The sequence below is a fragment of the Microbacterium sp. MYb72 genome (assembly GCF_002979415.1).
GTDB classification, from domain to species: Bacteria; Actinomycetota; Actinomycetes; order Actinomycetales; family Microbacteriaceae; genus Microbacterium; species Microbacterium natoriense.
This window is the reverse complement of the sequence record NZ_PCOT01000002.1, coordinates 1-21154: the sequence shown is the minus strand read 5'-3', so window position 1 is coordinate 21154 and position 21154 is coordinate 1. Positions and strand designations below refer to the sequence as shown.

The 21154-nt window shown below is 68.8% G+C and carries 22 protein-coding genes; 14 read left to right on the top strand and 8 right to left on the bottom strand.

The window, feature by feature from the left end; all coding sequences use genetic code 11:
- Position 1 precedes the first annotated feature (1 nt).
- Entirely contained in the window at positions 2–703 is a 702-nt protein-coding gene (locus CQ047_RS01165) for a hypothetical protein (protein WP_219844576.1), read from the bottom strand.
- Positions 704–752: 49 nt separating this feature from the next.
- On the opposite strand from CQ047_RS01165, the gene CQ047_RS01160 reads away from it, so the two are divergent.
- The 4 genes from CQ047_RS01160 to CQ047_RS01145 all read left to right on the top strand — a co-directional run bounded on the left by CQ047_RS01160 (position 753) and on the right by CQ047_RS01145 (position 6258).
- On the top strand, positions 753–1226 hold the full coding sequence (locus CQ047_RS01160) for a MarR family winged helix-turn-helix transcriptional regulator (protein WP_105672450.1): 474 nt from the start codon (positions 753–755) through the stop codon (positions 1224–1226).
- Positions 1227–1336: 110 nt separating this feature from the next.
- The gene (gene secA / locus CQ047_RS01155; protein ID WP_105672611.1) at positions 1337–4150 is read left to right on the top strand and encodes a preprotein translocase subunit SecA; all 2814 of its coding nucleotides are present in this window, start codon (positions 1337–1339) and stop codon (positions 4148–4150) included.
- A 181-nt stretch (positions 4151–4331) separates the two neighbouring features.
- Complete coding sequence (locus CQ047_RS01150; protein ID WP_105672449.1) at positions 4332–4997, top strand: GntR family transcriptional regulator; 666 nt, start codon at positions 4332–4334, stop codon at positions 4995–4997.
- 34 nt (positions 4998–5031) lie between these two features.
- A complete protein-coding gene (locus CQ047_RS01145; protein WP_105672448.1) occupies positions 5032–6258 on the top strand; it encodes a pyridoxal phosphate-dependent aminotransferase in 1227 nt (408 codons plus the stop codon).
- Here the strand turns inward: CQ047_RS01145 and CQ047_RS01140 are convergent.
- Complete coding sequence (locus CQ047_RS01140) at positions 6182–7417, bottom strand: P-loop NTPase (protein ID WP_105672447.1); 1236 nt, start codon at positions 7415–7417, stop codon at positions 6182–6184. The two genes, CQ047_RS01145 and CQ047_RS01140, sit on opposite strands and share 77 nt — an antisense overlap.
- A complete protein-coding gene (locus CQ047_RS01135; RefSeq protein ID WP_105672610.1) occupies positions 7414–8034 on the bottom strand; it encodes an SAF domain-containing protein in 621 nt (206 codons plus the stop codon). Before CQ047_RS01135 ends, CQ047_RS01140 begins: the two co-directional genes overlap by 4 nt.
- A gap of 97 nt (positions 8035–8131) precedes the next feature.
- Here CQ047_RS01135 and CQ047_RS01130 point away from each other — a divergent pair, with 97 nt between their 5' ends.
- On the top strand, positions 8132–8410 hold the full coding sequence (locus tag CQ047_RS01130; RefSeq protein WP_105672446.1) for a helix-turn-helix domain-containing protein: 279 nt from the start codon (positions 8132–8134) through the stop codon (positions 8408–8410).
- On the opposite strand, the gene CQ047_RS01125 is transcribed toward CQ047_RS01130, so the two are convergent.
- Positions 8398–9009, bottom strand: coding sequence for a hypothetical protein (locus CQ047_RS01125; protein WP_105672445.1), 612 nt, complete (start codon positions 9007–9009; stop codon positions 8398–8400). The two genes, CQ047_RS01130 and CQ047_RS01125, sit on opposite strands and share 13 nt — an antisense overlap.
- Before the next feature lie 127 nt (positions 9010–9136).
- Between CQ047_RS01125 and CQ047_RS01120 the strand changes: the two genes are divergently transcribed.
- Entirely contained in the window at positions 9137–9523 is a 387-nt protein-coding gene (locus CQ047_RS01120) for an Rv3235 family protein (protein ID WP_105672444.1), read from the top strand.
- 39 nt (positions 9524–9562) lie between these two features.
- Positions 9563–11047 (top strand): sensor histidine kinase, encoded by a 1485-nt coding sequence (locus CQ047_RS01115; RefSeq protein ID WP_105672443.1) that lies wholly within the window; start codon positions 9563–9565, stop codon positions 11045–11047.
- A 60-nt stretch (positions 11048–11107) separates the two neighbouring features.
- Here the strand turns inward: CQ047_RS01115 and CQ047_RS01110 are convergent, their stop codons facing one another.
- Positions 11108–11356, bottom strand: a complete 249-nt coding sequence (locus CQ047_RS01110; RefSeq protein ID WP_017203224.1) for a WhiB family transcriptional regulator — start codon at positions 11354–11356, stop codon at positions 11108–11110.
- Positions 11357–11589: 233 nt separating this feature from the next.
- Here CQ047_RS01110 and CQ047_RS01105 point away from each other — a divergent pair, with 233 nt between their 5' ends.
- The gene (locus CQ047_RS01105) at positions 11590–11976 is read left to right on the top strand and encodes a hypothetical protein (RefSeq protein WP_105672442.1); all 387 of its coding nucleotides are present in this window, start codon (positions 11590–11592) and stop codon (positions 11974–11976) included.
- 39 nt (positions 11977–12015) lie between these two features.
- On the opposite strand, the gene bcp is transcribed toward CQ047_RS01105, so the two are convergent.
- The 3 genes from bcp to aroA form a co-directional block, all read right to left on the bottom strand.
- Complete coding sequence (bcp, locus tag CQ047_RS01100; protein ID WP_105672441.1) at positions 12016–12489, bottom strand: thioredoxin-dependent thiol peroxidase; 474 nt, start codon at positions 12487–12489, stop codon at positions 12016–12018.
- An 80-nt stretch (positions 12490–12569) separates the two neighbouring features.
- On the bottom strand, positions 12570–13643 hold the full coding sequence (gene rsgA / locus CQ047_RS01095) for a ribosome small subunit-dependent GTPase A (RefSeq protein WP_105672609.1): 1074 nt from the start codon (positions 13641–13643) through the stop codon (positions 12570–12572).
- A complete protein-coding gene (gene aroA, locus CQ047_RS01090; protein WP_105672440.1) occupies positions 13640–14965 on the bottom strand; it encodes a 3-phosphoshikimate 1-carboxyvinyltransferase in 1326 nt (441 codons plus the stop codon). The genes rsgA and aroA overlap by 4 nt, the downstream gene beginning before the upstream one ends.
- 72 nt (positions 14966–15037) lie before the next feature.
- On the opposite strand from aroA, the gene CQ047_RS01085 reads away from it, so the two are divergent.
- The 6 genes from CQ047_RS01085 to CQ047_RS01060 all read left to right on the top strand — a co-directional run.
- Complete coding sequence (locus CQ047_RS01085) at positions 15038–15700, top strand: sigma-70 family RNA polymerase sigma factor (protein ID WP_105672439.1); 663 nt, start codon at positions 15038–15040, stop codon at positions 15698–15700.
- Entirely contained in the window at positions 15697–15942 is a 246-nt protein-coding gene (locus CQ047_RS01080; RefSeq protein WP_105672438.1) for a zf-HC2 domain-containing protein, read from the top strand. The genes CQ047_RS01085 and CQ047_RS01080 overlap by 4 nt, the downstream gene beginning before the upstream one ends.
- A gap of 74 nt (positions 15943–16016) precedes the next feature.
- Complete coding sequence (locus tag CQ047_RS01075; RefSeq protein ID WP_105672437.1) at positions 16017–17321, top strand: GNAT family N-acetyltransferase; 1305 nt, start codon at positions 16017–16019, stop codon at positions 17319–17321.
- A gap of 337 nt (positions 17322–17658) precedes the next feature.
- A complete protein-coding gene (locus tag CQ047_RS01070; protein WP_223586675.1) occupies positions 17659–19188 on the top strand; it encodes an ABC transporter substrate-binding protein in 1530 nt (509 codons plus the stop codon).
- A 39-nt stretch (positions 19189–19227) separates the two neighbouring features.
- Entirely contained in the window at positions 19228–20226 is a 999-nt protein-coding gene (locus CQ047_RS01065) for an ABC transporter permease (protein ID WP_105672435.1), read from the top strand.
- The coding region (locus tag CQ047_RS01060; RefSeq protein ID WP_105672434.1) for an ABC transporter permease at positions 20219–21154 on the top strand (936 nt) is incomplete at its 3' end. The genes CQ047_RS01065 and CQ047_RS01060, both read left to right, overlap by 8 nt.

Genomic DNA, 21154 nt, shown 5'->3' with positions numbered 1-21154 from the left:
GTCAGGACGTGCGGTTCCGCGGTGCGCGCTCCTTCGGGAGTCGGAGCGCGGCGATGATCAACCACACCATCGAGGGGAACCTCGCGATGGGCAGGAGCACAGCGAGAGCGGGCACGGCGACGGCGAGCGTGCCGAGGACGGCGATCCCCGCGAGGACGAGACCGGTGATCGCGAGCCAGCGGGGGAGTAGCCCAGCGAGCAGCCCCGGAACGGCGATGCCTGCCACGAGAAGACCCAGGGGGACGACGGCGCCTGGCCCGCCGGAGATGAACGCGAGGTCGTGGAGCGTGCGCACGAGAGCGTCGTCCGCGAGGGTCGCCGGTCGTGTGAGGCCCCAGGATGCGAACGCCGAGATCGTCATGGCTGCGGAGGAGAGGATGCCGCCGGCGAAGGCGATCGAGACTCCCGGCGCGCGGATCCCGAGACGGTTCAACCGTGTCGTCGAGACCGCCGCGTAGATGGCGAGGGGCAGGGCGGCGGCGAACTGCAGGAGGGCGGTGATGGTCGTGGCGGCGGTGTTCTGGCGGAAGTAGTCCAGGATCGCCCGATCCTCGCCGAACGGGGAGGGGTAGGTCGTGCCCGCGAGGAGCAGCGGGATCGTGAGCGACATCATGAACAGCGCCATGGTGACGATTGCGATCGGTGCGAGAGGCGGGCCGGGCTGGCGACGGGTGGATGCCGTCGACGTTTCAGTCGTAGTCATGAATCATTCATAGCACAGAATGATTACTGTGGGTGGATAAACTGTCGACATGCCCGCACCCTCCACCCCGCCATTCCGACGCATCGCGTTCCTGCTCTCCCAGGTGGGATCCGCCGTCAGCCAGCGATTCGCCGAGCGGGTGGCGCCGCTGGGCGTGCAGCCGAGCGATCTCGGCATCCTGCGCCTCATCGCGCAGTCGGACGGGCTCAGTCAGCAGGAGCTCGCCGGCCAGCTCGGCGTCGTTCCGAGCCGTGTGGTGGCGCTGATCGACTCCCTGCAGGAGAAGGGGCTCGTGCGGAGGGTGCGCAGCCAGTCCGATCGGCGGGTCCAGCGGCTCGAGCTGGACGCCCGAGGGCGAGAGGTGCTCGCCGAGATGCGCACGGTCGGTGCGGCGCACGAAGCGGCGACGATCGAGGTGCTGACGGAGCAGGAGCGCACGACGCTCGCGGAGCTCCTGGGCAAGCTCGCCGAGGCCCACGGGGTCGATCGCGACGTGCATCCGGGGTACCGCACGGGCCGCTGAGACGGCGTGCAGACGATCTGCAGGTCACAGACCGGTAACATGAGCACGTATGCCTGCTGTTCGCCGTGCGGCGAGCGGGCTGTTCACCCACTGACAGGGAGATGACATCCGTGGCCAATCCTCTTGAGAAGCTGCTGCGCGCCGGTGAAGGGCGGGTCATCCGTCGTCTGAACCAGGTCGTCAAGGCGGTGAATGCGCTGGAAGAGGACATCTCCAAGCTCACCGATGACGAGCTGCGCGACGAGACGACCGTGCTGCGCGAGCGGTACGCGGCAGGCGAGACACTCGACCAGCTCATGCCCGAGGCGTTCGCCGCTGTCCGCGAGGCGGCCAAGCGCACACTCGGCATGCGCGCGTACGACGTGCAGATCATGGGCGGCGCGGCCCTCCACCTGGGCAACATCGCCGAGATGAAGACCGGTGAGGGCAAGACCCTCGTCGCCACGTTCCCCGCCTACCTGAACGCGATCGCCGGCGAGGGCGTGCACGTCATCACGGTCAACGACTTCCTCGCCTCCTACCAGGCCGAGCTCATGGGCCGCGTGTACCGCGCGCTCGGGATGACGACGGGCATCATCGTCTCCGGGCAGACGCCCGCCGTGCGCCGTGAGCAGTACGCCGCCGACATCACCTACGGCACGAACAACGAGTTCGGCTTCGACTACCTGCGCGACAACATGGCGTGGCGCAAGGAAGACCTCGTGCAGCGCGAGCACTACTTCGCGATCGTCGACGAGGTCGACTCGATCCTCATCGACGAGGCGCGCACGCCGCTGATCATCTCCGGTCCGTCGTCGGGAGAGGCGAACCGCTGGTTCGCCGAGTTCGCGAAGATCGCCCGGACCCTCGAGGTCGGCGAGGACTACGAGGTCGACGAGAAGAAGCGCACCGTCGGCGTCCTGGAGCCCGGCATCGAGAAGGTCGAGGACTACCTCGGCATCGACAACCTGTACGAGTCCGCGAACACCCCGCTGATCTCGTTCCTGAACAACTCGATCAAGGCGCTCGCCCTGTTCAAGAAGGACACCGACTACGTCGTCATGAACGACGAGGTCATGATCGTCGACGAGCACACCGGCCGCATCCTGGTCGGACGCCGTTACAACGAGGGCATCCACCAGGCCATCGAGGCCAAGGAGGGCGTCCCCGTCAAGGCGGAGAACCAGACCCTCGCCACGGTGACGCTGCAGAACTACTTCCGCCTCTACGACAAGCTCGCAGGCATGACCGGTACCGCCGAGACCGAGGCGGCGGAGTTCATGTCCACCTACAAGCTCGGCGTCATCCCGATCCCGACCAACAGGCCGATGATCCGCAAGGACCAGGCCGATCTCGTCTACAAGAACGAGACCGCGAAGTTCGCGCAGGTCGTCGAGGACATCGCCGAGCGCCATGCCAGCGGTCAGCCGGTGCTGGTCGGCACGGTGAGCGTCGAGAAGAGCGAGTACCTCTCCCGCCTGCTCGCCAAGAAGGGCGTCAAGCACGAGGTCCTCAACGCGAAGAACCACGCTCGCGAGGCCGAGATCGTCGCCCGCGCCGGTCGTCTGGGCGCCGTCACCGTCGCCACGAACATGGCCGGTCGCGGTACCGACATCATGCTCGGCGGCAACGCGGAGTTCCTCGCCGTGCAGGAGCTCAAGTCCAAGGGGCTCGACCCGGTCGAGACCCCCGAGGAGTACGAGGTCGCCTGGGACGAGGCGTACGCCGCGACCAAGTCCGTCGTCGCCGAGGAGGCCGAGAAGGTCATCGAGGCCGGCGGGCTCTACGTCCTCGGCACCGAGCGTCACGAGTCGCGACGGATCGACAACCAGCTCCGAGGCCGCTCGGGTCGTCAGGGCGACCCCGGTGAGAGCCGCTTCTACCTGAGCCTCACCGACGACCTCATGCGCCTGTTCCAGTCGGGGGCGGCGGAGGCGATCCTCAACCGCACCAACTTCCCCGACGACGTGCCGATCGAGTCCGGCCTGGTGTCTCGCGCGATCCGCAGCGCGCAGTCGCAGGTCGAGGCGCGCAACGCCGAGATGCGCAAGAACGTCCTCAAGTACGACGACGTGCTCAACCGTCAGCGCGAGGCGATCTACGCCGACCGCCGCCACATCCTGCAGGGCGATGACATCGCCGACCGCGTGCAGCACTTCATCGAGGACGCGATCACCGGAGTCGTGAACGACCACACCGGCGAGGGCCACAACGAGAGCTGGGACTTCGACGCGCTCTGGACCGAGCTGAAGACGCTCTACCCGGTGGGCGTGACGATCGACGAGGTCGTCGCCGAAGCCCAGGGCCGCAAGGGCGGCATCTCCGCAGACGGCCTCACCCGTGAGCTGCTGTCCGACGCGACGATCGCCTACGAGAAGCGGGAGGAGTCCCTCGGCGAGGCGGCGACCCGCGAGCTCGAGCGCCGCGTCGTGCTGCAGGTGCTCGACCGCCGCTGGCGCGACCACCTCTACGAGATGGACTACCTCAAGGACGGCATCGGCCTCAGGGCGATGGCGCAGCGCGACCCGCTGATCGAGTATCAGCGCGAGGGCTACGCGATGTTCCAGTCCATGATGGGGCAGATCAAGGAGGAGTCGGTCGGCTACCTCTACAACCTCGAGGTCGAGGTCCGTCGCGCGGGAGACGCCGAGACCGCAGAGGTCGAGGCCAAGGGTCTCTCCGAGGGCGGCGGCGAGCAGCGACTCGAGTACTCCGCGGCGAACGACGCCGGCGAGGTCGAGGTGCGCAACGATCGAGGGCAGGTCCAGCAGGCTGCGACCGAGCGTCTCCGCCAGGCCGCGGCCGCACGCGCAGCGGCGGAGCAGCCCGAGGCGGAGGCCGAGGCCCCGCGCGGCGCCTTCGGCCAGAAGACGGATGCCGCCGCCCCGGCGCCGGCCGCGGGCAACCGCGAGCAGCGCAGGGCGCAGGGCAAGAAGAAGAAGTAGCCCACGAAGACGAAGGGGTCGATCCGCACGGATCGGCCCCTTCGTCGTGGGAGGGCGCGGGGGATCCGCGCTGGGGCCGCTGCGAGGCTCGACGAGGGCATCGTCAGAGCCGGCGACGTCGAGTGGAGGACCCGCGCACCGCTGATCGGGTCTCGGCGGAACCCGGTGGAAGAATGACGGGGTGAGCACTGCAGAAGAGCGGGTCCTCGAATCGACCAGAGTCGCGGACTGGATCCGCGGAGCCATCCTCGACGGCGTGCGCGAACCGGGAAGCAGGCTCATCGAGCGCGACCTCGCTGCGGAGTTCGGCGTGAGCCGCGTTCCTGTCCGCGATGCTCTGAAGGTGCTCGAGGGGGAGGGGCTCGTCATCCTGCGGCCCCGTACCTGGGCGGTGGTTCGCGAGTTCACCTCCGCCGACATGACGGATCTCGACGAGGTGCGTGCGGTGCTCGAACCGCTGGCCTTCCGTCTCGCCGCGGAGCGCCATCGCCGAGACGGACTCGAGGAGCTACGGAGGGCGCTCGAGGCGGAGAAGAGCAGCGCCGTCATCGAGGATCGGGTCACGTCGCGGCGCGCCGCCGCGGACTTCCACGAGGTCGTCACCGCGCTGGCCGAGAACCGCCTGCTGCAGGACCTGATGCGGAGCATGCGCAGCAGACTGCGCTGGGGACTCTCCCAGCACGACGACCTCGTGCACGTCACCGACGAGCACGAGGCTCTGTTCCAGGCGATCAGTGCCCGGGACGGCGAGCGGGCGAGCGCACTGGCTCTCGCTCACATCGACACCAGCCGACGCGAGCGAGAGGCGCATGAGGCCGCGCTGCGCAGCGCGGCCTCGCGAGCGTGACGAGGAGGTCTCGAAGCGGCGCTAGGCTTGGGCGATGACACCATCGCGCCACTTCGACCAGTCGTCGAAGCTCAAGAACGTCCTGTACGAGATCCGCGGAAACGCCCTCGTCGAGGCGGCGCGGCTCGAGGCGGAGGGCCATCGGGTCCTCAAGCTCAACACGGGCAACCCCGCGATCTTCGGGTTCGAGGCTCCGCACCAGATCGTCCGCGACATGCTCGCCGCGCTTCCCACCGCCCACGGCTACAGCGACAGCAAGGGCATCGTCTCCGCCCGTCGTGCGGTCGTCAGCCGGTACGAGGAGATCGAGGGCTTCCCGCGTTTCGATCCGGATGACGTCTACCTCGGCAACGGGGTCTCCGAACTCATCACCATGACCATGCAGGCTCTCCTCGACGAGGGCGACGAGGTGCTGATCCCGGCCCCGGACTACCCGCTGTGGACCGCGATGACCAGCCTGGCCGGCGGCACCCCGGTGCACTATCTGTGCGACGAAGACGACGAGTGGCAGCCGTCGCTCGAGGACATCCGCTCGAAGATCACGCCGCAGACCAAGGCGCTGGTCATCATCAATCCGAACAACCCGACCGGCGTCGTGTACTCGAAGGAGATCCTCGAGGGAATGGTGCAGATCGCGCGCGAGCACGAACTGCTGCTGCTGTCGGACGAGATCTACGACCGCATCCTGTTCGACGACGCCGTGCACATCCCCACGGCCACGCTCGCGCCGGATCTTCTCTGCCTCACCTTCAACGGGCTGTCCAAGACGTACCGCGTGGCCGGCTATCGCTCGGGGTGGATGGTGATCACCGGACCGAAGTCGCATGCCAAGGGGTTCATCGAGGGCATCACCCTCCTCGCCTCCACACGGCTGTGCCCCAACGTCCCCTCGCAGTACGCGGTGCAGGCGGCGCTCTCCGGAGTGCAGTCGATCGACGCGCTGATCGCGCCGACCGGGCGCCTGCACGAGCAGCGCGACGTCGCGTGGGAGGGGCTGGAGTCGATCCCCGGGGTCTCCTGCGTGAAGCCTCAGGGTGCCCTCTACGCCTTCCCTCGACTCGATCCGAACGTGCACGAGATCCGCGACGACGCCAAGCTCATCTACGATCTGCTGGTCTCGGAGCACATCCTGCTCGTGCAGGGGACGGGCTTCAACTGGCCGACGCCCGATCACCTCAGGGTGGTCACGCTTCCCGAGCCGCGCGTGCTCGCCGAAGCGGTCGAGCGGCTGGGGAACTTCCTCTCGAGCTATCGGCAGTAGTCGCCGCTGACGGGGAGAGCGACGTCGCGAGGCGGCGGACAGCGGCGACGAGCGTCGAACGGGGGACGACATCGGCGACGGGCCCCGCGTGGAGCAGCGCGGCGTCGGTGGAGCGCCGATCGAACGGCAGGAACGAGACGTCGGTGATACCGGCGAAGCGATCGAGCGTGCGCCGGATCTGTCCGCGAGCATCGATGCCCAGAGGGCCGGGGCGCACCTGGTTGACGACGACCGTGACGGGCGTGGGCGACGTGAGTCGACGCAGCTCGGCATGCTCTCGCAGGAAGCGGCTGATTCCGAGCGGGTCGGCCGCGGCGACGGCGACGATCGCATCGGCCTCCTGGAGCGCGGCCATGGTGGCGGCGTGGCGACGCGGCCCGACGAGGTCGTAGGTCGCCTCCTCATCGGCGTCGAAGGCGGCGGCCACGTCGACGATCGTCTCGTCGGCCCAACCGCGGCATGCCTGCAGCGCCGCTCGAAGGCGCGCAGCGGAGAGCTCCGGCCATCGGCTGGGGCGGTTGATGCCGGACAGGACGTCGATCTCCCCGCCGCTCGTCTCGACGATGCTGCACAGTCTGGTCAGCTCGGCGCCGTCGAGGGCTCCGAGCTCCGCACGGCGACATGCGGCGGCGATGCCGGGAGCATCGTCGCCGAGCCCGAGCAGGAGTGCGATCGACGGCGCGACGGTGTCGGCGTCGATGAGGGCGGTGCGGCGCCCCGTGCGCGAGATCTCGACGGCGAGCTGCACCGCCAGGGTCGAGCGACCGGGCGCCCCGGCAGGACCCCAGATCGTGATGACTCGACGCGGACGTTCTGCGGGGCGCGGAACGACCTCCGGAGCATCGGCGGCGAGTGCTTCGGCGATCTCCCAGCCGGCGGAGGCCGCCGGGAGCGCGGGTGGCAGACCGTAACGGGAGAGAACACGATCGTCGCCGTCTCCCACGGGGATGATGCGCACTCCGGCCCGGTCGCATGCGGCGATGAGAGCAGGACTGAGCACCGCCCGCGTGCCGGGAGCGATCACGGCGATGACGCCATCGGGCAGGGGCAGGATCGCCCCCGGCTCGGTCACCGCGGCGACACGCACGCCCTCGAGCTCGAGCTCGGCCGCGAGGATGCTCGCCCTGGGCTCGGCGATCGCGACGACGACCGTGCTCACGGCGTCGCTCCGATGGGTACGACGGACAACGCCGCGCCGCCCGTGATCGCGGCGAGGACGTCGGCCACGTCGGCGCGATCGATGACGACCTCCACCATCGCCGTGTCTGAGGCCAGCATCCCCTCCGCCTCGACGACCGTGCCGATGACGACGTCGGAGACGAGGATGCGCGGGACGTCGAAACCCCGGCCGTCAGGCAGCGGAGGCGCCTGCCAGAGGTCGACGGGGGTTCCGGTCGAGACGTCTTCGGGGATGCCGGTGCCGCTCTCGACCACGATCGTCGTGCGTCGGCTGCTCTCGGCCGTGGCGATCGCGGTGGCGGGGACGAGCTCTCCCTCGGCGAGTGTCCGTGCCGCCACCTCGCCGGCCTTCAGGTCCTGTGGTGCGAGGTAGTCATCGGTGAGGGCTCCCAGACTCACGTCCACCGCCTGGAAGTCCGCGGAGGACAGCGCCTCGCCCTCGACGATGGTGCGATGGGCCTGGAGCACCGGTGTCGTGCGCCCGGATGAGGACACGATCGCCCAGACCCCCGCGATGGAGATCACGACGAGCGCTATGCCGATCAGGAAACGCACGTCGCCCCAGAAGGCGCGGCGGGATCGTGTCAGGGATGTCATGGCCATATGGTCACAGAATCCGGACGAGAGCCTCGAAAGTTCTCCACAGGTCGATGTCGAGGGGAGGTTCCTCCTCGGTCCGGTGGAGAATGGACGCATGGTCGACTCCGATGCTCCCGCGCCGCGCTTCCTGGCGCCCGCCCAGGTGGCGGAGCTGTTGAGCATCGAGGTCGATGAGGTGGTCGCGCTGATCTACGCGGGGAGACTGCGGGGGTCGCAGCTGGGCTCGCCCGCGCGCTGGCGCGTCGAGGAGCCGAGCCTCGCCGAGTATCTCGCCGAGCAGTCGGAGGAGGCCAGGCGCATGGCCCTGTGGCGTCAGTCGAACGAAGCGAGCTTCCCTGAGGTCTGGGGGACGTCGTCCGCTCAGGGCAGCTGATCCCCTGAGAGGTCCACGGCGGAGAGCGCCGTGAAGGGCACGATGCGGAATCCGTGCACGGCGCTCGCTCGTCTGGCGGCCCCGCGATCATGCACGGCGAGATCGAGATGGTCTGAGCCGGCTCGATCCACGGTGCCGTGCAGCCGCTCGCCGTCGATCGTCGTGAGGTGCACGGGCACACGACGACGGGCGAGATCGCGGAGGATGAAGCCCAGGGTCATCCGCTCTCGCATCGATCGCTCCTGCGCGGCCGAGTCGTCGAGGCTTCCGAGCAGCGAACCGTGGTCCGTGGCGAGCCCGCGGATCGCATGCAGGGGAACGATCCGCACCGTCGCTGCTGCAGACGCGCCGTCGGCGGCCGTGACGGTCGCCGCGGTCCAATCCGCTCCCAGCGAGCGCAGCAGCAGACCGCATCGGCCGATGCCGGGGAGGTCCAGGGTCACCGCGGTCCCTTCCGCGCACAGCAGCCGCAGCCGGCTGCGCAGATCGAGGCGGGAGATCCGCAGCCGTTCCGATTCCGCATCGAGCGTCGCCCGCTCCGCCTCCCACTCCGCGGCGAGCTGGCCTTCGAGGTCGTCGAACAGTCTGTCCCAGTGCATCTGACCGAGACTAAAGGACCCGTCAGAAGTGCGTACGAGTTATCCACATTCATCATGAGGCATGAGCTGCAGGCCACGGCCCCCGTGCTCTACTTGCCGCAGTCTTTCCCCGATCGAGAGCACGACGATGACGCTTCACGAGTACTTCGCACCGCAGCCGACGCCCCGCGCCGAACTGCCGGACCCCGTTCCGCTGCTGCGCAGTCTCACCCAGGGCGTCCTCGAGGTCCTCGCCGGGGTCAGAGAGGTCGATCAGCTCGCCCGCTGGTTCAGCGAAGACGCATTCCGGAGCCTGGTGGCCAGGGCGAACCTGTCGGCAAGGGCGCGCAGCGCGAGGGGGGTTTCGCCTGCGCGCCCGACCTTCGACATCCGATCGATCCGTACCGCCGAGCCGGTCGACGGCGTCGTGGAGGCCGTCGTGGTCGTGGCGGGCCCAGGGCGGACACGCGCCGTGGCCATCCGCCTCGACGGGGTGGATCGCCGCTGGCGAGCCACCTCCCTCGCTGTGCTCTGACCTGCCGGGTACGAGGCGCGGCCCCAGTAGGCTTGGGGGGTGTCAACCCTCAGTGATCTCGCCCAAGCGCAGGGCCGCCTGACCGACAACGACGTCGAATGGCTTCACCGCCTCGCCGGCGACGGTCAGCTCCTCGCGGACCTCGCCTCCGCCGACATCGTCGTGTGGATCCAGACGGAGGACGGCTCCTTCATGGCCGTCGCGCACGCACGTCCGAGCGGCGCGGCCACCCTGTTCTACCGTGACATCGTCGGCGAGCGGGTACGACCGCAATGGCGCACCCAGGTGCAGGGCGCGTTCGAGTCGGGGGAGATCGTCGACTCCTCTTCTCCCGACTGGTTCGAGGAGACGCCGACCCGCGTCCGCGCGGTGCCGATCCTGAACGACCGCCGGGGTGCGGAGCGTTCGACATCCGTCATCGGCGTCGTGACCAGGCACACCAACCTCGGAGAGGCGCGCACCCCCTCGCGTCAGCAGATCACGTTCGACGAATGCGCGAACGATCTGTTCCGCATGATCGCCGACGGGAGCTTCCCCGACCTCGCCGCGCCCACGTCACCGCGCCGAGGGGCGCCGCGTGCGTCCGACGGGCTGATCCGGATCGACGTCGACGGCATCACGACCTTCGCGAGCCCCAACGCGCTGTCGGCCTTCAACCGCATGGGCTTCGACGACGAGCTCGAGGGCGAGTCGCTCGCGGAGGTCACGACGCGCCTGGTCCCGCCTTCTCGTCAGGTCGACGAGTCGCTGCCCGTGGTCGTCACCGGCCGAGCGCCGTGGCGCACCGACATCGAGGCGCGCGGCGTCACCGTGTCGTTGCGGGCGATCCCGCTCAAGGACCACGGCACCCGCATCGGCGCCATCGTGCTGTGCCGCGACGTCTCCGAGCTGCGCCACCAGGAGCAGGAGCTCATCACCAAGGATGCGACGATCCGCGAGATCCATCACCGGGTGAAGAACAACCTGCAGACCGTCGCCTCTCTGCTGCGCATCCAGGCGCGTCGCACCCATTCGGACGAGGCGAGGGACGCGCTGACCCAGGCCATGCGCCGCGTCGACTCGATTGCCGTCGTGCACGACACGCTCGCCCAGGGGCTCACCCAGAAGGTCGATTTCGACGAGGTCTTCCATCGGGTGCTGAAGCTCGTCGCGGAGGTCGCCTCGGCGCCGAACACGCGCGCCCGCACCCAGTCGACAGGCCGGTTCGGAGTGCTGCCGAGTGAGTACGCCACTCCGCTCGCGCTCGCGCTGACCGAGGTCGTCACGAACGCGGTCGAGCATGGTCTCGCCGGGCAGGAGGGCATCGTGACGATCGACGCCAGCCGCACGGAGGAGAACCTGCGGGTGACCGTCCGGGACACGGGACACGGGCTTCCGGAGGGGCGGATCGGTCAGGGACTCGGCACGCAGATCATCCGCACGCTCATCCAGGGCGAGCTCGGCGGCACCATCGAGTGGCGCGGCAGCGAGGGGGAGGGGACCGAAGTGGTCATCGACATCCCGCTGCGCTGGCTGACGAAGTAGTCCGCGACACGACGAAGCGGCCCGAGATCCAGGGGATCTCGGGCCGCTTCGTCGTCGGTCTCAGGACGCGCGGCGGGCGCGGGCGGCGCGGCGCTTGAGGGCGCGGCGCTCGTCTTCGGAGAGGCCTCCCCAGACGCCCGAGTCCTGGCTGGTCTCGAGGGCGTACTGCAGGCAGATCTCGGTGACGGTGCAGGTGGCGCAGACGGTCTTCGCCTTCTCGATCTGGTCCACGGCCGGTCCGGTGTTCCCCACGGGGAAGAAAAGCTCGGGGTCGACAGTCAGGCAGGCGGCTTTGTCGCGCCAGTCCATGGGGGCTCCTCGGTGTGGATTTCAAGAGATGTCGCAGTGCGACGTCTCGGATTCGGGCGGCCATTCGGGGATCGGCTACCCTGTTCAGATGCGGGCGGATGCTCGCTGTTTGTGATGCGGGCAGGAAGCCCGCCCCACGCCGCTGTGGGAGCACATGACTTTGTCTATTCTGTTACATGAAACCTTCGAAATCAAGGGTTTTCCTCCTTCTCATTCGATTCTCAGGAGACGTCGTGCGTGCACCAGGACTCGCTCTCGCCGCCGCTGCGGTACTCGCCGTCGAGGGACTCGCGCTCGTCGTGTTCGCCCTCATCGAGCTGGTCGGCCTCGGCGCGGGGGACGCGGCATCCCTCCCCACCGCGCTCGCCCTCATCGTCCTCACGCTGATCGGTGCAGTGGCCTTCATCGCGTTCGCCTTCGGCGCGCGGGCGGGGCGCTCCTGGGCGCGCTCGGGAGGAGTCGTGTTCCAGGTGCTCGCCATCGCCCTCGCGCTGGCATCGCTCACCGTGCAGCCGATCTCCTGGACCTTCGTCGCCGGCGTGGGGCTGCCCGGACTCATCGGCTTCGCACTGCTCATCGCCAGCGCGCGCGCCGAGGGCGGGCGTCCTCAGGAGGACTGACGCCGCGCCCGTGGGGCCGGGGCGCCCGTCGGCATCCGATCAGGCGTCGATGCCGAGGAGCTTGCGCAGCCGGGCGACGTGCCCTGTGGCCTTGACGTTGTAGAGCGCGAGTGTGATCGTGCCGTTCTCGTCGAGTACGAAGGTCGAGCGGATGACGCCCTCGATGACCTTTCCGTAGTTCATCTTCTCGCCCCACACGCCGTAGGCGGTGTGGACGGCGTGGTCGGGGTCGCTCAGGAGCGTGAAGGTGAGTCCATCGCGCTCACGGAACTCCGCGAGCTTCTCCGGGGTGTCGCGGGAGATGCCGACGACGCGGTATCCGGCGCCCTGGAGGGAGGAGATGCTGTCGCGGAAGTCGCACGCCTGGGTCGTGCAGCCGGGGGTCATCGCGGCAGGGTAGAAGTAGAGCACGGTCTTCTCTCCACGGAGGTCCGCGAGACGCACGGCCTCGCCGTCCTGGTCGAGGAGGGAGAAGTCAGGGGCAGCGGTTCCGGGTTCCAGTCGCACAGTCACCCGATCAGCCTACCCGCCGTCGCGTCGGCCAACCGGGTGGGCGACGGCATGACGCGTCCACGCGGTGGACGCGAACGGCGTCACCGTCCCGGTGTCTGCTCTGCCTTGTCGGCGAACGTCTGCAGCAGGCGCTGCAGCGAGTCCAGGCGAGCTCGGCCGGTCTCTCCCAGCTCTCCGCGGTCCGCCGCCTCGATGAGGGCGCAGTCCGGCGCATCGGCCAGGTGCGTGCATCCACGAGGGCAGTTCTCGGCGATCAGCGCGAGCTCGGTGAAGGCCGCGAGGATGTTCGCGGGCTCGACGTGCCCGAGGCCGAACGACCGCACGCCGGGGGTGTCGATGACCCACCCGCTGCCCTCGGGAGTCCGATAGCGCAGCGACACGGTCGACGAGGAGGTGTGCCGTCCACGACCGGTCACCTGGTTCACATGACCGGTGGCGCGGCCCGCGGTCGGCACGAGAGCGTTGACGAGCGTCGACTTGCCCACGCCCGAGTGGCCGACGAACACGGTGGAGTGTCCGATGAGCGCCGCGCCGATCTCCTCGACGGGCATGGTCTCCTGGGCGCTCGTGAACACGCGCAGGTCGTCGAGGCCGTCGAAGTGCGAGAGGAACTCCGTGGGGTCGGCGAGGTCGGTCTTGGTCACGACGAGCAGAGGCCGGATGCCGGCATCCAGGGCGGCGACGAGATATCTGTCCACCAACCGCGCGCGCGGCTCCGGATCGGCGGCGGCGACCACGACGAGCATCTGGTCGGCGTTGGCGACGATCACCCGTTCGACCTGATCGGTGTCGTCCGCGCTGCGCCGCAGCAGCGAGGTGCGCTCGACGATGCCGACCATCCTCGCGAGGGTCCCCTCGTCTCCGGAGGTGTCGCCGACGACGCGTGCCCGATCGCCCGTGACGATGGGGGTGCGCCGCAGCTCACGCGCCCTGGTCGCGGTGATCGCTCGCTCCTCCGGCGTATCCTCGCCCATCAGCACCGAATAGCGGCCGCGGTCGACGCCGAGCACCCGTCCGATCTGCGCGTCGTCGTGCGCCGGCCGGCGCTTGGTCCGCGGACGGTTGCCCTTGGGGTTGGGACGCGTGCGGATGCTGCTCTCGTCGTAGTCCTCGAAGTCGTCCTCGAGGTCGTCGTCGTCGGAGAGCCAGCTCACGCGGAGTCGCCCCGCAGCATCCGCTCCCACAGCACGGTGAACTCGGGGAGCGTCTTGGCCGTCGTGCCGATGTCGTCGATCTCGACTCCGGGCACCCGGAGTCCGATGAGCGCTCCGGTCGTCGCCATGCGGTGGTCGTGATGCGCGGCCCAGACGCCGCCGTGCAGGGCGCTCGGGATGATGCGCAGCCCGTCGGGCAGTTCTTCGGCCTGACCGCCGAGAGCACGGACGTTCCCGATCAGGGCGGCGATCCGATCGGTCTCGTGAAGGCGGATGTGACCGATGCCGCGGATCGTCGTGGGGGAGTCCGCGAATGCGGCGAGTCCGACGAGAGTCGGGGTGAGCTCGCTCGCCGCCGACAGGTCGAGATCGAGGCCGCGGATGCCGGAGCCCGCGCGCACCGTCAGCGTGCCGCTGTGCCGGCCGACGTGGGCGCCCATCGCCTGGAGGATCTCGGGCAGCAGGTGGCCCGGCTGCGTCGAGTGCACCGGCCAGCCGGTGACGGAGACGGATCCGCCCGTGACGAGGGCGGCGGCGAGAAAGGGCGCGGCGTTGGAGAGATCCGGCTCGATCGCGATCTCCTTGGCGCGGGGCACCCCGGCCTCCACGAGCCATTCGCCGGTGGCCGGTCGCTCGATGCGGATGCCGCGGCGGCTCAGCGCCTCGATCGTCATGTCGATGTGCGGAAGGCTCGGCAGGTGCGTGCCGGTGTGGACCAGGTGCAGGCCGACGTCGAAACGGGGGGCGGCGAGCAGGAGGCCCGAGACGAACTGGCTCGACGCGGAGGCGTCGATCTCGACCCGGCCGCCGCGGATGCGCCCGTGGCCGCGGATCGTGAAGGGCAGCGCCCAGGTGCCCTCGTCGTCGATGTCGACGCCGAGATCGCGCAGTGCGCTGATGAGTCCGCCCATGGGGCGGTGCAGAGCCGTCTCGTGGGCCGTGAGGTGCACGTCGTGCTGGGCGAGGCCGGCGAGCGGGGCGATGAAGCGCATCACGGTGCCGGCCTGGCCGCAGTCGATGGTGGAGCCGCCGGTGAGCTTCGCGGGGGTCACGACGAGGTCGGGGCCGAACTCGCCGCCCGTGTCCTCCTCTTCGATGCCGACGCCCAGTGCGCGCAGCGCCTCGACCATGCGGCGGGAGTCGTCGGAGTGCAGCGGGGCGATCAGACGTCCTGGACCGTCGGCGATCGCGGCGATGATCAGCTCGCGGTTCGTCAGCGACTTCGAGCCGGGAATGGTCACCGTGGCGTGCACGGAGCCGTCGATGGCGGGCGCGGCGTAAGAGCCCTGGACGAGGGGAGGGGAATACCTGTTGGCGCTCATCGGTTCCCACTTTAGTGAACACCGATGTGCGCCCGACCGAACGGGGGCCGCATTCGGGGAGAAGGAGAGAGGATGCTCGCAACGCTTGAGCGCGAGTTCGTCGACCTCAGCGGCCTAGACTGGCCCGTGATGGATGACACCGCAACCGCAGGCACGGTCAGCGACCCTCGGCGCGAGTTCGAGGAGCAGGCGATCCCCTTCATGGATCAGCTCTACGCCGCCGCCATGCGCATGACCCGCAATCCCGCCGACGCCGCCGACCTGGTGCAGGAGACCTTCGTGAAGGCGTACGGCTCGTGGGCGACCTTCTCGCAGGGCACGAACCTCAAGGCGTGGCTCTATCGCATCCTCACGAACACGTACATCAACATCTACCGCAAGAAGCAGCGCGAGCCGTTCCAGGGCACGATCGACGAGCTCGAGGACTGGCAGCTGGGCGGCGCGGAGTCGACCACGGCGTCGCACAGCCGGTCGGCGGAGGCCGAGGCGATCGACCGCATGCCGGCATCCGTCGTCAAGGACGCGCTGCAGGCGGTGCCGGAGGACTTCAGGCTGGCCGTCTACCTCGCCGACGTCGAGGGATTCGCCTACCAGGAGATCGCCGACATCATGAAGACCCCCATCGGCACCGTGATGAGCCGTCTGCACCGTGGCAGGCGGATGCTGCGGGAGCTGTTGGCCGACTACGCCGCAGAGCGGGGCATCGCCGCGGCTGACACGAGGAGCAGGAAATGAGCGACTGCGGCTGCGACAAGGCCCGTCAGGATCTGGAGGAGTACCTCCGCAACGAGGTGTGCAAGACCGAGCACACCGAGATCCGCGAGCATCTCGAGAACTGCCCGTCGTGCCGCGATGAGGCTCTGGTCGCGACCACGCTCACCGAGGTCGTGGCCCGTGCCTGCAAGGAGACCGCTCCGGAGGAGCTGCGCGATCAGGTGTTCGCGCGTCTCCGCGAGGTGCAGGCGAGCGCGCACTGATCTGATCGAAGCCGTGTCGACATCTGACCGCTTCGGCCGATCCCCGCGTCGGAACCCCCGGCTACGGTAGAGGCATGACCACCCTCGATGCCCGAGACGTCCCGACCGAACCGATCTCCGCAGAACGACTCGCCGCCGCAGGGCTCGAGTACCGTCTCGTTGACTTCGCAGATGAGAGCGTCGCGAAGACCTATCAGCGCGCCGTGTCCCGCGGCTTCCTGGGCGGAGAGCCCACGGCCGAGGCGCTCGCGTACGGGAAGACCCCGTTCGAGACGCGGCGCAACACGGCGGTGTTCGACCCCGCCTCGCCGACGGCGGAGTTCCCCGTCGCGACCGTGAACTCCTGGGTCGCCCCGCTCACCGTGCCGGGCGGCTCCGAGATCGACATGTGGTCGATCAGCGTCGTCACGGTGGCCGCGACACACCGACGTCGTGGCATCGCCAGAGCGCTGCTCGAGGGGGAGCTCCGCGCCGCGGCGTCCGCGGGGGCGCCGATGGCCGGTCTCACCGTCTCCGAGGCGACGATCTACGGGCGCTATGGATTCGGCTCGGCCATCCCGATGTCCCGCTTCGAGGTCGACACGCGCCGTGCCGGCTGGGCGGGGCCGTCTCCCGCAGGGCGCATCCAGTACCGCGAACGCGAGGAGCTTGCCGACGATCTCGGCGTCGTGCACGACCGCGTGCGGCGCACCCGTCCCGGCCAGGTCTCGGGCTGGCGCACGCGCTGGGAGGGCTTCGCAGGCGTGTCGCCGTCCGATTCCGAGCGCGACAAGGTCCGCGGCGTCCGCTACCTCGATGAGAGTGGCGCGGTCCGCGGCGTCCTCGTCTACACGCTCGGCGAGAAGGGCGGCACCTTCCGCTTCGGACTGCACGTGAGGATGCTCGTCGCCGAGACCCCGGATGCGACGGCTGCGCTCTGGCGGTTCGCCCTGCAGCACGACCTGGTCGACGAGGTCACCGCGGAACTGCGTCCCCTCGACGATCCTCTTCCCTGGCTGGTCGCGGACCCGCGCGGTGTCGTGCAGACGGTCCACGACCACGGCTGGCTGAGGATCCTCGACGTCGCCGCCGCGCTGTCGGCGCGGCGCTTCTCCGCGCCGCTCGACGTCGTGCTGCGCATCGAGGACGCGCTGGGATTCGCGTCGGGAGACTGGCGTCTTCGTGTCGCCGAGTCGGGAGTCGCGACCGTCGAGCCTGCGTCCGCCGCCGAGGTCGACGCGACGATGGACGTCGCCGTGCTGTCCACGCTGTACGCCGGGGGAGTGCGCGTCTCGACGCTCCACGGGGCCGGGCTGATCGCGGCCGATGCCGACGTCGCAGAGCGTCTGGATCGGGCCTTCGCCTCGTTCCCCGTGCCTGCGCTCGACATCTGGTACTGACCTCGCACGAGTGGTCCGCTCGTCGTCGATCCCTGTGATCGAGGGCGTGGCGGTCGCTCGCGGTCATCAATCGGAAAGAATCTTCACAAAATAATTGGAAAGGTCTTTACCGGAAAGGACCTTTACTATAACCTCGCTTCGAGGGCGGATCCCCCTTCCGCTCTGCTCGACAAGCCAAAGAAGCCCTTGAGACGAGGTTCCCATGCACGACAACCGCTGGAGGAAAGCACTTCCTCTTGTCGCCGGCGCCGCCGCACTCGCCATCACCCTGGGCGGGTGCGCGCCGGCTGGATCTACCTCAGCCGGTGACCGCCCGCTGCGGATGTGGTCCGGATCGATGACGCCGATCACCAACAACTTCAACCCGTTCGCCGTCGACACCGCCACGCACATGACCTACGGTGCGATCTACGAGCCGCTGTTCTTCTTCAACCAGCTCTCGGCGGACGCACCCGTCGGATTGATCGGCGACTCATACGAGTTCAACGAGGACGGCACCGTCCTCACCATCAAGATCAAGCCCGACCTCAAGTGGTCGGACGACAAGGACCTCACGTCCGAGGACGTCGCCTTCAGCCTGGGATACGCCTCCAACCTCGATCCCGACATGGTGTCGGCCGAGGCTCCGGACGCCACGACCGTCGTCGTGACGTACTCGACGCCCAAGTTCACCGCGACCTCCATGATCCTCGGCTCGACGTGGATCATCCCGAAGCACATCTGGTCGGACATCACCGACTACATGACAGAGACCAACACGGACCCGGTCGGCTCAGGGCCGTACACGCTCAAGTCGTTCACCGACGCCGCCTACACCCTCGAGGCGAATCCGCTCTTCCGCGAGGGCGCGCCCGACGTCAAGGAGGTGCAGGACATCGGCATCGACTCGAACCAGTCGGCCGAGGACCTGCTCAAGACCGGCAAGCTGGACTGGGTCGGCCAGTTCATCGCGAACCCCGACGGCGTCACGTCGAACGGGCGGATCAGCACCATGAACCAGCAGCAGGACCCGACGGTGATCACGACCTGCTCCGACGTGTCCCTCGGCTGCGAGGGCGCCCAGACCGACCCCGCAGTGCGTCAGGCGCTGAACCTCGCCATCGACCGCAGCGCCATCACCTCGAAGGCCTTCGCGGGACTCGCCGGTGAGGCGTCCCCGAGCTTCGCGCTGCTTCCGCGCGACGAGAAGTGGCTCGGCGACCCCGAGCTCGCGACCAGCCCGCAGAAGCCCGACGCCGCGTCGGCGGCGGAGATCCTCGAAGCGGCCGGCTACACGAAGGACAGCGACGGCTTCTACGGCAAGGACGGCACGCCGATCGAGCTCGACCTGTTCTCGCCGGACGGCTGGACCGACTACAACGACGCCGCGAAGCTGATCAGCTCTCAGGCCGCGAAGGCCGGAATCCGCGTGACCGCCCGCACCGTCTCGGAGACCGAGTACTGGAGCCAGGTCGCGAACGGCCAGTTCCAGCTCGCGCTGTACGGCCTCACCCAGTCGCTCGTCGCCGATCCCTTCTCGAACTACGACCAGTACTTCGCCACTCCCGCCACGGCCAAGGTCGGCGAGACGCCGACGAAGGGGCAGAACTACGCCCGCTACAGCAACGCGACGGTCGACGCCGCGGTGCTCCAGGCGGGAAGCACGCTCGACGAGGCGACGAAGCAGCAGGCCTACGCAACGATCCAGACCGAGATCGCGAAGGATCTGCCCTACATCCCCGTGGTGCTGAACGCCTCGCAGTCGTTCTTCAACACGGCGGACTTCACGGGCTGGCCCACGGAGAGCGACATGTTCGCGGCGCCGCTGCCGTACCTGTCCACGGCATCCGCGGTCATCCTGACGCACCTGCGTCCGGTCAAGAAGTAAGGCCGGTTCCATGGTTCGATCCTGCGAGAGGAGGACGGCGTGAAGTTCTGGATCCGCCGCATCGTGTTCTACGTCGTGACGCTCTGGGCAGCCGTCTCCCTCAACTTCCTGTTGCCCCGGATGCTTCCGGGCGACCCTGTCGCGATCATGCTGGGCAAGCTCCGCCGTGGCGGACGTCAGCTGTCGCAGGAGACGGTCGACGCCGTCACCGCTCTCCTCGGCGGTGACAAGGGATCGAGCCTGTGGGACCAATACATCGCCTACTGGGGCCGGATGCTGCACGGAGACCTCGGGGTCTCCCTGACCAAGTATCCGGTCCCGGTGAGCGACCTCATCGCCGCGGCGCTGCCGTGGACGGTGACGCTCGTCGGAGCGGCCACCGTCATCTCCTTCGTGCTCGGCATCATCGGGGGCGCGTGGGTGGGATGGTTCCGCGGTACCTGGGTCGACCAGCTCGTGCCGATCACGACCTTCCTGCAGTCGATCCCGTACTTCTGGCTCGCCCTCGTGCTCGTCGCCGTGTTCTCGGTGCAGCTGGGGATACTGCCCATCATCGGCGCCTACGACGTCTTCGAGTACCCCGGAGGCCCCGAATGGAGCCTGCCGTTCTTCGGGAGCGTCTTCGTGCATGCGCTGCTCCCCGCCGCGACGATCGTCATCTCCTCGGTCGGCGGCTGGCTGCTCGGCATGCGCAACATGATGGTGCAGACCATGGCGGAGGACTACGTGCTCACGGCGGAGGCGAAGGGACTGCGTCCCTCCCGCATCCGCGGCGCCTACGCGGCCCGCAACGCATCGATCCCCAGCCTCGCGGGCTTCGGGATCGCGCTGGGCTTCGTCGTCGCCGGCTCCATCGTGACCGAGCAGGTATTCAGCTATCCGGGCATCGGCAAGCTGATGATCCAGTCGGTGCAGAGCCTCGACTACGCCCTCATGCAGGGAGTGTTCCTCGTGATCACCCTCACGGTGCTGGCGGCGAACTTCCTCATCGACCTTCTGTACGGCTTCATCGACCCGAGGGTGCGTCGCAATGGCTGATCTGATCGAGGCGCCCGTCGCCGACTCCACGCATGCCGTCGCGGTCTCCCGGGCGGACCGCCCGCGCCGCGTCTTCCCCAAGCTCTCGGGCAAGCTGCTCTCGGGCATCGTCATCATCGTCGCGATCGTCCTGTTCGGCCTGCTCGGGCCGCTCTTCACGGGAGACCCGAGGAACGCCGACTTCGATCCGCTGCTCCCGCCCAGCCTGGAGCATCCGTTCGGCACGACGAAGCTCGGCTACGACGTGCTCGCGCAGGTCGCCACGGGTACGCAGGGGTCGCTGTTCGTCGGCGTCGTCGCCGGCGTCGTGTCGCTCGTGCTCGCCCTCGTCTTCGGTGTGCTCGCCGGCTACTTCGGCGGCGTCCTCGACGAGACGCTGATGCTGCTGACGAACATCATGCTCGTGATCCCCGGTCTGCCGCTCGTGATGGTCATCGCGGCCTACGTGCAGCACACTGAGGGCCTCGGGGCGCTCGCGCGCAGCTCGCTGCTCGTGGCCCTCGTGCTCGGGGTCACCGGGTGGGCAGGATCCGCCGTGGTGCTTCGGGGCACCGCACGCTCGCTGCGGACGCGCGACTACGTCGCCGCCGCCGTGGTCGCCGGGGAGCGGCCGATGCGCGTGATCTTCGTCGAGATCCTTCCCAACCTCGTGCCGCTGCTGGCGGCCCAGCTCATCTTCGGCGTCATCTTCGCAGTGCTGGGGGAGGCGGGTCTTTCCTATCTCGGTCTGGGGCCGACGGGATCGATCACGCTGGGGACCGTGCTCAACGACGCCCAGACGGGCCAGGCCGTCGGCAGCGGTGCGTGGTGGTGGTTCGTGCCGCCGGGCGCGATCATCGCCCTGATCGGCACCGGACTGTCGTTGATCAACTTCGCGATCGACGAGATCGTGAACCCGAAGCTGCGCCTGGCTCCGGCCGCTGCGCGG

What these genes read in the sequence shown, in the direction of transcription:
- CQ047_RS01165 (WP_219844576.1), bottom strand. Translation starts at nt 703, where the DNA reads ATGACTACGACTGAAACGTCGACGGCATCCACCCGTCGCCAGCCCGGC.
- CQ047_RS01160 (WP_105672450.1), top strand. Translation starts at nt 753, where the DNA reads ATGCCCGCACCCTCCACCCCGCCATTCCGACGCATCGCGTTCCTGCTC.
- CQ047_RS01145 (WP_105672448.1), top strand. Translation starts at nt 5,032, where the DNA reads ATGACACCATCGCGCCACTTCGACCAGTCGTCGAAGCTCAAGAACGTC.
- CQ047_RS01135 (WP_105672610.1), bottom strand. Translation starts at nt 8,034, where the DNA reads ATGACATCCCTGACACGATCCCGCCGCGCCTTCTGGGGCGACGTGCGT.
- CQ047_RS01130 (WP_105672446.1), top strand. Translation starts at nt 8,132, where the DNA reads ATGGTCGACTCCGATGCTCCCGCGCCGCGCTTCCTGGCGCCCGCCCAG.
- CQ047_RS01125 (WP_105672445.1), bottom strand. Translation starts at nt 9,009, where the DNA reads ATGCACTGGGACAGACTGTTCGACGACCTCGAAGGCCAGCTCGCCGCG.
- CQ047_RS01120 (WP_105672444.1), top strand. Translation starts at nt 9,137, where the DNA reads ATGACGCTTCACGAGTACTTCGCACCGCAGCCGACGCCCCGCGCCGAA.
- CQ047_RS01110 (WP_017203224.1), bottom strand. Translation starts at nt 11,356, where the DNA reads ATGGACTGGCGCGACAAAGCCGCCTGCCTGACTGTCGACCCCGAGCTT.
- aroA (WP_105672440.1), bottom strand. Translation starts at nt 14,965, where the DNA reads ATGAGCGCCAACAGGTATTCCCCTCCCCTCGTCCAGGGCTCTTACGCC.
- CQ047_RS01085 (WP_105672439.1), top strand. Translation starts at nt 15,038, where the DNA reads ATGCTCGCAACGCTTGAGCGCGAGTTCGTCGACCTCAGCGGCCTAGAC.
- CQ047_RS01080 (WP_105672438.1), top strand. Translation starts at nt 15,697, where the DNA reads ATGAGCGACTGCGGCTGCGACAAGGCCCGTCAGGATCTGGAGGAGTAC.
- CQ047_RS01075 (WP_105672437.1), top strand. Translation starts at nt 16,017, where the DNA reads ATGACCACCCTCGATGCCCGAGACGTCCCGACCGAACCGATCTCCGCA.
- CQ047_RS01070 (WP_223586675.1), top strand. Translation starts at nt 17,659, where the DNA reads ATGACGCCGATCACCAACAACTTCAACCCGTTCGCCGTCGACACCGCC.